Genomic DNA, 11,210 nt, shown 5'->3' with positions numbered 1-11,210 from the left:
TCATGATAACGGTAGACCAGCTCGTTCTGAGGAGGCTTGAACTATGGGTGAGACGCTGGTACTGGTGAGGAATCTGGAAAAATCCTTCAACGGCGAGAAAATCCTCGGTGGGATAGACCTCGATGTTGAGGGAGGCGAGGTTGTGGGCATAGTCGGGCCGAACGGAACCGGGAAGAGCACCCTCGTGAAGATTTTAGCCGGCGTTGAAAAGCCTGATTCCGGCGAGGTCTCGGTTAGTGGCAACATCTCGGTCGTTTATCAGGAGGACTACCTCCTCCCGTGGAAGAGGCTCCGCGACAACATCTGCCTCGGTTTGAGGTTCAAAGGGAAAGAGTGCAACCCCTCTAAAGTTGCCAAAAGGCTCAGCATAGAGGGGTTCCTTGAGAGATACCCTAAGGAGGTCAGCGGTGGAACGCGGAGGAAAGCGTCGATAGCGAGGGCTTTACTGCTAGATTTCGACGTCCTGATTCTGGACGAACCCTTTACGGGACTAGACGAGAAGTCAAAGGAAACACTTATTTCGATAATTATGGAATTAGCTAATTCCGGAAAAGCTGTCCTAGTTGTCTCGCACCAGCTCGAGGAGCTTTTTAGAGTCGCACACAGGGTTTACGTCCTCGGGGGAAGGCCCGCGAAGGTTAAGAAAATCCTGCGGAGGGAGGAACTTGGTAAGGGAGCTTTTTAACAGCATAGCCGGGCGCTATGACTTAGTTAACAGGCTCACAACCCTCGGTCTCGACAAGAGGTGGCGGAGAAAGGCCTGTGAAATAGCCCTTGCCTACATGGACGTCAAAAAACCGCGCATTCTGGACGTTGCCTGCGGAACAGGGGACATGATAAGGTGCATGATGAAAAGGCTTGAGAAGAGAGGCGTCCCGGCCAGATTCTATGGCCTTGACTGCAGTGAGCGAATGCTCGAAATAGCGAAGAAAAAGGTTCCCTTCGCGGAGCTTAAGGTGGGAAACGCCGAGGATATTCCCTTCCCGGAGGGGAGCTTTGACCTGGTGAGCGTTGCCTTTGGCCTGAGGAACTTCTCTGAAAGGGAGAAAACTATTAGCGAAATCCACCGCGTTCTAAAACAAGGCGGAATCCTTCTTCTCCTGGAGTTTTCCAGAAACGAGAGCTTTCTCGGAAAACTGGCGTGGTTCTACACGAGGAGCGTCGTTCCCATCATTGGAGGGATTTTAACGGGCAACAGAGAAGCTTATAACCACCTGTGGCGTTCCATAGAGGCCTTTCCTTCCCCGGAGGAGCTTTCGCTGGAGTTTGAGAAACGGGGCTTTGAAGTGCTCACAATCCGGTGGTTCTTTCCGAGGATAGCCTTCGTCATGGTTCTGAGGAAGGTTTAGCTACCAAAATCCTGACGGCGCCGTTTACGAGGCCCTTCTCCTCAATGACATCGAAGCCGTTTCTCCTGAGGAGTTCTCCAACATCAACCCTGAAGTCAGTTCCGGTTATTTTACTTGTTAGCGCGCTTAGTCCCCTCAAAAAACCCCTGAAGATTGGGTTTCTTGGAGGGGAGCACTCCATCGCGAGAAGAATCCCATTGGGCTTCAGAACACGCCTTATCTCCCTCAAAACCCTTTCCTTTTCCGGGACGACGCAGAGGAAGAAGGTGGAAACGGCGGTGTCGAAGCTCCCATCGGAAAACGGCAGGGAGCGGGCGTCGGCTTTGAGGAACTTCACTCTGGCCGGGCTTTTCTTCCTCTTAGCTTTTCTCAGCATGCCCTCGCTGACGTCAATCCCAATAACTTCAACGCCTTCGCGGTAAAGGGGAAGGTTCAGGCCAGTTCCAACGCCGAGCTCAATAACCCTACCTCTGGCCTTTTCAATTAACTCTCTTCTGGCTTTTCTTATCCCCGCCGGCTTTTCGAGGAGAGCGTTTATGGGCTCGTAGATATAACTCGCTAAATCGTACCTCATCTCAACCCCTCCGCCGTCCAGAGGAGGGACTCTTCAAGTGGCCTTAGGTTCCTGAGAATTTCCCGGGCGTGGTTGTGGGCGCAAACGCTGTCTTTCAGTGCCATGAGGAGGGACTTATCGACCTTTCCGAGTGCCCTCGCTATTGCCTTCGGAAACGGAACGAGAAACACCCTTTTTCCGGCCCTTTTGAGAACGTTATCAAGGAGCTCCCCAAGGGGAACGACCTCCTCACCGCAGGCATTGAAAGTTCCGTTTTTTGAGTCGATGAGACGGAGGTAGAGCTCAGCTAGGTCCCTCAGGTCTATGGGCTGAACCCTTCCAGTCACCTTTGGAAAAACCCTAAACCGTAATGCCTGCCGAAAAATCCTCTGACCGGCTCCGAGGACGAGGGAAGGCCTGACTATCGCATGGCTTTTAACCTTTCTCACGGCTTTCTCACCAAGGGCCTTCGTTCTGAAGTAGGGTATCTCAGAGTTTTCATCCGCCCCAAGGGCGCTTGTGTGGATTAGCCTTGCGTTTATTTCCTCCGCGCCAAGGGAGATGAGCTTTGGGATTTCAACGTGGGCCGTAGAATAGTCTCCTCTCAAAACGCCGATGAAGTTGATAACCACGTCGGGGTTCAGCCCGGCTATAAGACCCGGTATTTCATTCGGACTGCTGAAACTTACCTGCCTGAATTCAGACCTGCCCGGTCTTCTTACGGCCAGAACTACCTCATCAACCGAAGAAAGGCGGGAAGAGACGAAAGAGCCCACAAAGCCCGTCCCGCCGAAGACAAGAATCACGTCAGACACCCTGGGTAAGAAGGTTCCTCAGCTGGGCCTTTCTTGTTCCCAGCTCCCTGTCCAGCATGAATATTCCATGGGGGTGGTCGCCGATGAGCCTCAGTTTGTCCACTATGGCCTTCGTCGTTGCCTCCTCCTCCACCTGCTCCTCAACGAACCACTGGAGGAACTGCTCGGTGGCATAGTCGTTTTCCTCTCTGGCCAGCTTCACCAGCTTGAATATCGACTGTGTAACCCCTACCTCGTGAAGGTAGACTGCCTCAAAGGCCTTCAGCGGGCTTTCGAAGTCCCCCTTGGGCTTTTCAAGTCTCTCAAGCTCGACCTTTCCGCCCCGGTCGAAGATGTAGTCGTAAAACTTCATAGCATGTCCAAGCTCCTCCTCCGCTTGAGCCTCCATCCAGCTCGCGAAGCCATCAAGGTTCTGGGCCTTAAAATACGAGGCCACCGCAAGGTAGAAGTACGCGGAGAAGAGCTCCTTGTTGAGCTGTTCGTTAAGGGCCTTGAGCATTCTTTCACTCAGCATAGTATCACCTCACCTCTTTTTTGTTTTCGAACCTTATAAGTTTATCTATCGAACCGCCAAAAGTGTCTGTCATAATGTATGCATTTGGAGCTTTGCTTGACATTTTCTTCCAAAACACACCTTTGTGTAACCAAATCGTCAAAAATCTCTTTAATCTCCTACGGATTTTTTGTCGTTTTGCCAGAGGAGTTTTAGATTAGCCTATCAAAAGTTCATTAGGGAAACCGAAAAAGTTATATTCTCCAACATCACTGGTCATAATCGAGAACAAACCCACAGAAGTGGGTAAGGAGGTGGGGTGAAATGGCGAAGACAACCTTTGAGGAGGAGATTTACCTCAGGGCCCTGACCGGAAGGCTCGTTGGAAAGGCTTTAGCGGATCTCGGACTCAATAAGGTGGCTGTTGTTGCCAGCAGGAACATAATCTGCTCCAGCATAGCAACCGCCACCGAGGCGACCTTCATAACACTCAGCGGGGGAGTTACCTACCACTTCCTGGCCGAGAAGGGCAAGGAGGAGGACATAGCCGAGCGTGTCAAGGCCTTCGCTCCCCAGGTCACAGTTCTTCAGTTCGGCGGTGAGACGCCGATTGAAGAGACCAAGGAGATATTCGTCGAGACCCTCAGGGGGTTCGCCGAGAAGGACGTTCCCGGAGCGTTCGTCGTCCACGTCAGGATATTCGCCGTTGGCGGCCTCGCCAAAGCTCTGGAGGACGAGAAGATAAGGGAGTACCTGAGCAAGAAGGACCTCTTCGTCTACACCGTTGGCTTCGACGAGGGGAAAGTTTATCTCAACAAGATACTCCTTGATGGCACCGAGATAAAGCTGGAGAAGATAGCGGAGTATCAGGTTACGCTGGAGCACGCCGACCTGCTCAACCGCTCCCTCAAGGACAGGAGCGTTACCTTCGCCTGACCTCTTTCAGACTTTTCTTTTTATAATCCTTGAGAAAAGAAGCACGTGAACACTAAATCCCAGCTCCGCTCGTAGCATACTTCACTCTTCGAGGATCCCCTTGAGCTCTGCTCAATCTGCCACTTAATGAACCAGACTATCCCCGTCATGTTACTCCAAGGATGACCATGAAGATCGTATCAACCTGGCCGAATTTAATCATTTAGTTCAACATAAAATAAACATCCACTACACCGTTATGGGATGACATAACTGATCTAATATTTATGTTCTTAACCATAAGTTTACGAAAATCATAAATACTTAGATCCTCCTACAGGTTATGCAAAAAATTGAACTGGAGGGCGTACGGATGGTGAAGACAATTCTGTCAAGACTGATATCCGGCCCCACTCCAGCAGGAGGGTGCTGCAACCGCAGCCAGAGGTGCAAAAACTTATTGTTTTAGCTCCTCCTAGTTTTTATTTTTATGCCGGCCCCTACCATCACTACACGAGAACTAAACAAATATAAAAAGGAGGGAGTATCAAATGAAGTATGTAATTCACAAAACTCTTCCCAATGGCCATGCCGTGTTGTTCAATATATTGACCAGATCCATTGAAGTTGTGTCTGATAGCACTGACATTGAAAGCATTTCGCAAAGACTAAAGGATTCCTTTATCTTGCTTGAGGACGAGGACGCTTTGAATAGATACATCCATAACAAGTTAAAGTATCCCTCAGAGAACAGGCTGATAATAATAGATGCTTGGACATTTAACTGCAACCTATCCTGTACTTACTGCATGCAACAGGATACTCGAAAGCTAAATTCGCAATTATTATTACCTCCAGAAGAGAGAGTTCAAATATGGAGCCAACTCCTTACGATTTTCAGGAAAGGATACGTAGATGTGTTGCTATTTGGTGGTGAGCCCTTCTATGATCCCGGCTATGTAGAGGAAATGTTATCTGTGAGTAGAGATCTTGACGTTCCTGTTGGACATTATTCCGCGATAACAAATGGAGTATTCAAAGATCCCGAAAGAACTATACGTATTATCACAGAGTATCCATTTGAATACGTCCAAATAACGTTAGATGGGCCTCCAAAAATTCACGATAAACGCAGAATCTTCCCCACAGGAGATGGGACGTTTAACAAAATAATGAAAAACATTGAATTACTGCTGGAACACACAGACATACGCATTATTATACACAGCGTTATAGATGCCCAAAACTGGAAGCACTATGGTGAGATGCTAGACATTCTATTAAGCAAGTTTGGAGAGCAAATTGAGGATAGACGAATTGTTTTCAACGTGGGAATGGAGAGCCATCCCTCTTCCCCATGTGCCCATACGATAAGTAACATTCCAGATCCAGAACAATACGCAGCGATGTTTCTTTATGCAATTGGGGAAGCTATAAATAGAAAAGTACCCTTAATTTCCTTCCTATCGGAATCAGTGTGTACATACAATAAGGACAATGAACTAATCGTGGGTCCCGATGGTTCCATATATAAGTGTACATCGGCTATTGGATTGGATGAATTCAAAGTAGCATCAAAAGAAGAGGTATTCAATAATCCGGAGCTATTTCTAGTAAAATATTCCAAGTTTATCGAAGGAGGGAAGGGCGACAGTTATTGCTGGAGCTGTCAGTATTTCCCCGTGTGTGGTGGTGGATGTGTATACAATGCACGAATTGAAGGCAAAAAGAAAGATTGTTGGGCTATATTTCATCAAAAGACACTGCCAAAATTCGCAGAAATGTTGCTGGAGATGGAGGAAGTGGAACCCGATATTTGGGTACCATCTGGCAAGTAGTTCATGGCCACAACACGTCGGAGAGAATGGGAACACGGTGGTTCATCATGAATGCCGAGGTAATTCAGCTTACTAACGTCTCCAAATCTTTTGGAAACACCAAGGTACTAAAAAAAATAAACCTTAGAATTAGTAAGGGGGAGTTTGTAGTAATAGCAGGCGAAAATGGTTCGGGTAAAACAACACTCCTCAAATTAATGACAGGCCTGTTACTCCCCGATGAAGGTGAAATTAGAGTTTTAGGATTTGATGTGTCCAGAGACTGGAAAAAACTTTCTAAGCATATCGGTGTTGCACTGGCAAATGAGAGGAGCTTATACTGGAAGCTTACAGGAATGGAAAACCTGGAGGTGTTTGCTGGGCTTTATGGAGTCAAAAAAGGAAAAAGAAAGGCCCTAGAGATTCTGGAGAAGCTTGATTTGGCAAAAGCAAAGGATAAGCTTGTGGAGGAGTACTCAAGTGGAATGCGGAGGAAATTACTTTTGGCTAAAGCCACAATCCACAGTCCCAAAATTCTGTTTCTTGATGAGATACTTAACGGTCTCGATCCCAAGTCCTATCTAGAAATAATAAACTTTCTGGAGGAGCTAAACCAAAAAGGAACAACCATTGTAATGGTCAGTCATACCCTTCATGACTTACCTCAAAGGGTCAGATTAATTGTTATGAAAAGTGGTATGATAGTACTTGATGATAAACTTTCAAGGCTCAAACTGGATAAGAGCATAAAAATAAGAGCTATTGTTGACGGAGAAGAAATTGAGAAAATAGTGCCCGAAAATGAGCTTGATGAAACACTAATAGAGCTAGCAAAGATGGGGGCCAAAAATATTCAAATTGAGAGAGATGACCTGTATTCTATTTTAAGGAGGGTTCTTTAGATGGTCAACCTGAATGGAATAATAACAATCGCTAAGAAGGAATGCAAAATACAACTTAGATACCGGGTAGTGTGGCTTAACTTTGCACTAACTCCATTCTTCATGCTGGCCCCCTGGGTTCTAACTGCCAGAATGTTCTCTCCAAACTTTGGAGAAGCAGTTTTGGTCGGTTCTCTCATGTGGTACTGGCTCAATCAATATTTTTTTGGAGTTCAAGAATCATTCGAAGAGGAGAGAGAGGAGGGAACTTTAATAAGTATCGCTCTCGCCCCGATCTCACTGCTGGATTTTTTGATTGGAAAAGGACTGTGGATTCTTGTGGAATGTATATACATAACAGGGATAACCATGCTAATCTTCTGGGTTCTAGGAATATCACAGGCAACCTCATTTCAGATGTTCTCCCTCTACTTACTCTCAGGGCTGTATATGTTTGCATTTTCTATCCTCTGGGGAGCTTTAGTGCTACGATTCAGAAGAATTGCGGGAATAAATTTTATAACTCAGGAACTCTTGGGAATTGCCTCCGGCGTTACTGCTAACATTAATTCCTACCCTCAAATGATAAAGAGTGTGGCTTACATTATTCCCCTAACATACACAATAAGAATTGGTAGGGGTATTCTAACAGGAAAAACTCTTCTTGATGTTGCCCCCGATCTGATTATGTTGACAATCGTAACATTGCTATACTTTTCTATAGGTGTCTGTCTGCTCAGAAGGGCCGAAAATAATTTAAGGGTTGTTGGGGGGTGGGAGGCTTGGTGAGATTCTTATACCTGGCAAAGGCATCTCTACTAACTGCAAAACGCTACAGTATAGACTGGTATGGTAATGTACTGATGCCAATTCTTGGAGTTCTTCCTGTTGTTATTGCCGTTTGGTATGGGAACAAAATTGGTTTCCTAGATTTCTCACATGTCGTTGGGACTCAGAGATTTTTCGAGTACTATATCCTTGGAATCGCATACTGGAACTACATTGAAGCGGTATGGACATCAATTTTTGCACTCAGAGAGCACATGAAGATTGGACAACTAGAAGAACTCCTTCTCACCCCAATTAAACCATGGGAATACATCCTCGGCTGGTCATTCTTGGCAATAAGCTTAACAACGATGGGATCTCTGCCATTGATAATAATTGCGCTGGTAATGAGCATCTTTCACCTAAGCATAGAAACTTGTGTTCTAGCAGTATTTATATTTTTGACTTCAATGATAGCTTCTTTTGGTTTCGCATTTTTAATCTTCGGTTTAACTTTAGTGATCAGGGAAGGGGATGAAATCGTTTCATTACTTGGAAATGCCGCCCCACTTCTGGGTGGTCTCTATTTTCCGGTGACTATACTTCCAACACCCTTGCTGATAATATCTTATGTATTCCCATTCACTTGGGGAATAGATCTGCTCAGAGCGGTATTCTTAGGTTCCAAAACAATTTTCAGTTTTAAAACTGAACTAGTGCTCCTCTCTATAATATCCATCGGGTATTTTGGAATGGGGGTTCTAGGTTACCACATACTTGAGATAAAAATGAGAAGAAGGGGTATTCAAGGATTTTAACGTAATTAATTGTAGCAAAAAGCGAATATCTCAGGACTTAGGAATTATAAGCTACTTTTAGACTTTAAATCGGAGCAAGTTTCTCCAAAAAAGTTTATATTCCAAGTAAGATCATCGAGAGCAGGAGCGCGGCCAAAAAATAGGGCACGGAAATCCTGTGGAAGTCCTTCAGGCTTATTCCGGCTATTCTGACCGCTATGAGGTTGGCCAGCGAGCCGATTATAAAACCCGTTCCGCCAGCATTCACTCCGACCGCCAGCGGAAGCCATTCGGGTTTTGAGCCGATGAACAGAACAGTCGCGGGAACGTTGCTTACGGCCTGACTCAGGAGCGACGAGGCAAGCAGGAGATGAACTCCAGTGTGGGGAAAGGACAGGCCAAGGGAAGCGATGATCGAGGAAACCTCGCCGAAGTCGACGAATATTAAGGCGAAGGTCAGAACCAGTACCCAGTCGAAGGCCAGTAAAGCTTCGCGGGAGAAGAGGAGCAGAACGAAGAAAGTCAGGGGAAACGTCCAGAGCGCCCTTCCAGTTTCCGCCAGAAGAACGTCCGCCACAATCAGCAACAGGGCCGAGAGGAAGGCTTTCTTTCTGAGAGGTACAGCGGGAATCTCACCAACTTCAAGCCTTCTTTTTCTCACGGAGAGCGCAAAAGCCAGGAGGAGCAGAAGCCAGAGGAGGACGAAGGGGAGCATGGCCAGGATAAACGCCCCAAAGGAAAGGCCGTAGGTCTGCCAGATTATAACGTTCTGCGGGTTCCCTATCGGCGTTAAAGCTGAACCGGCGTTGGCCGCTATGGCGGAAAGGGTAACTGCCTTGGCCTTGTCTATGCCAGAAAGCTCCGAGGTAATGGAAACCAGCGGGATGAAGATGAGCATGGCCGTATCGTTCATTATGAGTGCCGAGGTTAACGCTATGACCGGCAGGAGGATCAGCATCAGCCTCCTTTCAGAACCGTCCGAGAGGGCTATCAACCTCGAGGAGAGCCGAACGAAAACGCCCGAAAGCTCGAGGGCCTTCGAGGCTATGATGAGCGAGGTTATAAGCGACAGACTTTCCCAGTCGATTAAACCGGGCGTCCTCTGAAGGAGCGAGGGATCGAGGAGAAGTAGGACTAGGTAGAGCGAGAGAAGGGAAAGGAAGAACCACTCCCTTTTGGCGAATTTTCTGATCCTACAGTCCGTGCCTCCTCACCTCTTCCGTAAGGCCGTAGTCGGGCACAAGCTCTTCTCCGTCCCTGCTCACGCGGACGTGGAGGACTATAAAGCTTTTCCATGCCAGGGGCACGATCCAGCAGTCCTCCGGTTCCCTGAACTCGCAGGCCTCAATCACTTTCAGCCCCTCCAGAACTTCCCGGGCTTTCTCCTCAACAGAGGGGCATTTGAAACCCTCAAAGTGTCCGGGAAAGCCCTTTGGTAGCGGCGTTCCGCTCAATGGATTGAAGTGTATCCGGTCTATCGCAAAGTCTAGGTAGAGAACCGGGACGTCTATCCTGTCTGGCCTTTCTATGGGCTTCCCGGGCCTGAAGAACGGCAGGGCTTTCCTCACAAGCTCTATAGCTTTTTCCGCGTCTTCCTCAGCCGGCGGTTCACTCCTCCCGGGAGGGCCTCGAATTGGGGGTAAGCCTGGCATGGCATCACCATGAAAACTACCCGGAAACCCGTATAACCTTTCCCCAAATTCGTCCAGAAAATGATTTAAACGTGAAGATTTAGGAAGAACGGTGGTAGGAATGGCCGGGATTTTTAGGGTTCCAAGGGAGCCCGGAGCGGGCGGAACGATAATCCTCTCAATGATAGGCGGTTTAATCTTGAGCCACGCAGACTGGAGGGGTTGGCTTATAGGAATCGCCGTTGCTTTAATCACTTTCTTTACCTTTGACTACGCCTTCGACTCATACAGGGCGTGGAAGCTCAGGGACATGGCCCTTGCCCTCGGCATTAACGGGCTTGCATACCTCCTTCCGGCCCTTTACTGGTGGAAGAGCGTTAAGAACCTGATTAACGTTCTTGCAATTCCTATGTGTATTGTTGCCGTTCTCTTTGCCCTCCACTTCGCGTTCTCCAGAAAAAAGGGCTGGAAGAACCCGGTAACTTACGCCCTTGGAAACCTTATTCCAGCGGTTCCAGCTCTTTTCGCCCCAGCGGTTTCGGGAAGGCCCTTCAACTACGACGTCCTTGTCTTCTGGTTCCTTCTCGCTTATTACGAGGCCATTGGAGCGGCCTACGTCGAGACAAAACTGGCGTTCAGAAAGTTCCCAAGGAAGTACCCGCTTATAGCCTGGCTTCCTGCCTTTCTCGTGGTTTTCTACAACCCCTACCTCGTTCTGGCGCTTATAGAACCGACGGTGAGGCTCATCAGAAACCTGAGGGACAGCACGTACGTTACTAAAATTGACGACATCAAAAGGCTCGGCTGGAGCGTGTTCTGGAGCGTGATGCTACTATACACCATAACATTGGCGGTGCTTTACCTGACGTGATGAAAAATGCCCTTCAATCCGGCCTTCGCGGACCAGCTTGACAGTCCTGAGAGGAGAAGAGCCCTCCCGATAAAGGAGATACTGCGCTACATCCTCTCCCTTCCGGTCGGGAGGAAGGTTGCTGTTGATGTTGGGGCGGGAACGGGCTATCTGACAATTCCCCTCTCATGGGTCTTCAGGAAGGTCTACGCGGTCGAGGCCAATCCCAAGATGGCCAAACTCCTGGAAAAGAGGCTGAGTGAGAGGGGAATTACAAACGTTGAGGTAATCCTCTCCGAAAAACCGCCTGAAATACACGAAACGCCGGACCTTGTTGCCTT

General features: G+C 47.9%; 14 protein-coding genes. 9 read left to right on the top strand and 5 right to left on the bottom strand.

Features of this window, described 5'->3' with window-relative positions:
* The first annotated feature begins 43 nt into the window (after positions 1-43).
* Positions 44-685, top strand: a complete 642-nt coding sequence (locus tag MVG27_RS00905) for an ATP-binding cassette domain-containing protein (protein ID WP_297555912.1) — start codon at positions 44-46, stop codon at positions 683-685.
* On the top strand, positions 666-1,349 hold the full coding sequence (locus tag MVG27_RS00900) for a ubiquinone/menaquinone biosynthesis methyltransferase (protein WP_297555911.1): 684 nt from the start codon (positions 666-668) through the stop codon (positions 1,347-1,349). The genes MVG27_RS00905 and MVG27_RS00900 overlap by 20 nt, the downstream gene beginning before the upstream one ends.
* Here the strand turns inward: MVG27_RS00900 and MVG27_RS00895 are convergent.
* Genes MVG27_RS00895 through MVG27_RS00885 form a run of 3 tightly spaced genes read right to left on the bottom strand, consistent with a single transcriptional unit; the run spans position 1,327 to position 3,231 of the window.
* Complete coding sequence (locus MVG27_RS00895) at positions 1,327-1,923, bottom strand: class I SAM-dependent methyltransferase (RefSeq protein WP_297555910.1); 597 nt, start codon at positions 1,921-1,923, stop codon at positions 1,327-1,329. The two genes, MVG27_RS00900 and MVG27_RS00895, sit on opposite strands and share 23 nt — an antisense overlap.
* Complete coding sequence (locus MVG27_RS00890) at positions 1,920-2,708, bottom strand: NAD-dependent epimerase/dehydratase family protein (RefSeq protein ID WP_297555907.1); 789 nt, start codon at positions 2,706-2,708, stop codon at positions 1,920-1,922. The genes MVG27_RS00895 and MVG27_RS00890 overlap by 4 nt, the downstream gene beginning before the upstream one ends.
* Position 2,709: 1 nt before the next feature.
* Positions 2,710-3,231: a ferritin gene (locus MVG27_RS00885; RefSeq protein WP_297555904.1), complete on the bottom strand. Its 522-nt coding sequence runs from the start codon at positions 3,229-3,231 to the stop codon at positions 2,710-2,712.
* Between the two features lie 303 nt (positions 3,232-3,534).
* Between MVG27_RS00885 and MVG27_RS00880 the strand changes: the two genes are divergently transcribed.
* The 5 genes from MVG27_RS00880 to MVG27_RS00860 all read left to right on the top strand — a co-directional run bounded on the left by MVG27_RS00880 (position 3,535) and on the right by MVG27_RS00860 (position 8,409).
* Positions 3,535-4,146 (top strand): hypothetical protein, encoded by a 612-nt coding sequence (locus MVG27_RS00880; RefSeq protein ID WP_297555902.1) that lies wholly within the window; start codon positions 3,535-3,537, stop codon positions 4,144-4,146.
* Between the two features lie 530 nt (positions 4,147-4,676).
* Positions 4,677-5,963: a radical SAM protein gene (locus MVG27_RS00875; RefSeq protein ID WP_297550989.1), complete on the top strand. Its 1,287-nt coding sequence runs from the start codon at positions 4,677-4,679 to the stop codon at positions 5,961-5,963.
* A gap of 47 nt (positions 5,964-6,010) precedes the next feature.
* Complete coding sequence (locus MVG27_RS00870; protein ID WP_297550991.1) at positions 6,011-6,844, top strand: ABC transporter ATP-binding protein; 834 nt, start codon at positions 6,011-6,013, stop codon at positions 6,842-6,844.
* The gene (locus MVG27_RS00865; protein WP_297550992.1) at positions 6,845-7,612 is read left to right on the top strand and encodes an ABC transporter permease; all 768 of its coding nucleotides are present in this window, start codon (positions 6,845-6,847) and stop codon (positions 7,610-7,612) included.
* On the top strand, positions 7,609-8,409 hold the full coding sequence (locus MVG27_RS00860) for an ABC transporter permease (protein WP_297550998.1): 801 nt from the start codon (positions 7,609-7,611) through the stop codon (positions 8,407-8,409). Before MVG27_RS00865 ends, MVG27_RS00860 begins: the two co-directional genes overlap by 4 nt.
* Positions 8,410-8,503: 94 nt before the next feature.
* Here MVG27_RS00860 and MVG27_RS00855 read toward each other — a convergent pair whose 3' ends face one another.
* On the bottom strand, positions 8,504-9,580 hold the full coding sequence (locus MVG27_RS00855; protein ID WP_297551000.1) for an SLC13 family permease: 1,077 nt from the start codon (positions 9,578-9,580) through the stop codon (positions 8,504-8,506).
* A gap of 1 nt (position 9,581) precedes the next feature.
* Positions 9,582-10,040 carry a hypothetical protein gene (locus MVG27_RS00850; RefSeq protein WP_297550994.1) on the bottom strand — a complete coding sequence of 153 codons (459 nt, stop codon included), beginning with the start codon at positions 10,038-10,040 and terminating at the stop codon, positions 9,582-9,584.
* 100 nt (positions 10,041-10,140) lie between these two features.
* Between MVG27_RS00850 and MVG27_RS00845 the strand changes: the two genes are divergently transcribed.
* Positions 10,141-10,890 (top strand): hypothetical protein, encoded by a 750-nt coding sequence (locus MVG27_RS00845; protein ID WP_297555913.1) that lies wholly within the window; start codon positions 10,141-10,143, stop codon positions 10,888-10,890.
* Between the two features lie 6 nt (positions 10,891-10,896).
* Positions 10,897-11,210 (top strand): methyltransferase domain-containing protein (locus MVG27_RS00840; RefSeq protein ID WP_297555900.1); only part of this gene is annotated, 314 nt, incomplete at its 3' end.

The organism is Thermococcus sp. (assembly GCF_027011145.1).
In the GTDB taxonomy this organism is placed as follows: Archaea; Methanobacteriota_B; Thermococci; order Thermococcales; family Thermococcaceae; genus Thermococcus.
Note: the sequence above shows the minus strand (reverse complement) of the source record. Positions and strands in the feature narration are given on the sequence as shown.

What these genes read in the sequence shown, in the direction of transcription:
- MVG27_RS00905 (WP_297555912.1), top strand. Translation starts at nt 44, where the DNA reads ATGGGTGAGACGCTGGTACTGGTGAGGAATCTGGAAAAATCCTTCAAC.
- MVG27_RS00895 (WP_297555910.1), bottom strand. Translation starts at nt 1,923, where the DNA reads ATGAGGTACGATTTAGCGAGTTATATCTACGAGCCCATAAACGCTCTC.
- MVG27_RS00885 (WP_297555904.1), bottom strand. Translation starts at nt 3,231, where the DNA reads ATGCTGAGTGAAAGAATGCTCAAGGCCCTTAACGAACAGCTCAACAAG.
- MVG27_RS00880 (WP_297555902.1), top strand. Translation starts at nt 3,535, where the DNA reads ATGGCGAAGACAACCTTTGAGGAGGAGATTTACCTCAGGGCCCTGACC.
- MVG27_RS00875 (WP_297550989.1), top strand. Translation starts at nt 4,677, where the DNA reads ATGAAGTATGTAATTCACAAAACTCTTCCCAATGGCCATGCCGTGTTG.
- MVG27_RS00870 (WP_297550991.1), top strand. Translation starts at nt 6,011, where the DNA reads ATGAATGCCGAGGTAATTCAGCTTACTAACGTCTCCAAATCTTTTGGA.
- MVG27_RS00865 (WP_297550992.1), top strand. Translation starts at nt 6,845, where the DNA reads ATGGTCAACCTGAATGGAATAATAACAATCGCTAAGAAGGAATGCAAA.
- MVG27_RS00850 (WP_297550994.1), bottom strand. Translation starts at nt 10,040, where the DNA reads ATGCCAGGCTTACCCCCAATTCGAGGCCCTCCCGGGAGGAGTGAACCG.
- MVG27_RS00845 (WP_297555913.1), top strand. Translation starts at nt 10,141, where the DNA reads ATGGCCGGGATTTTTAGGGTTCCAAGGGAGCCCGGAGCGGGCGGAACG.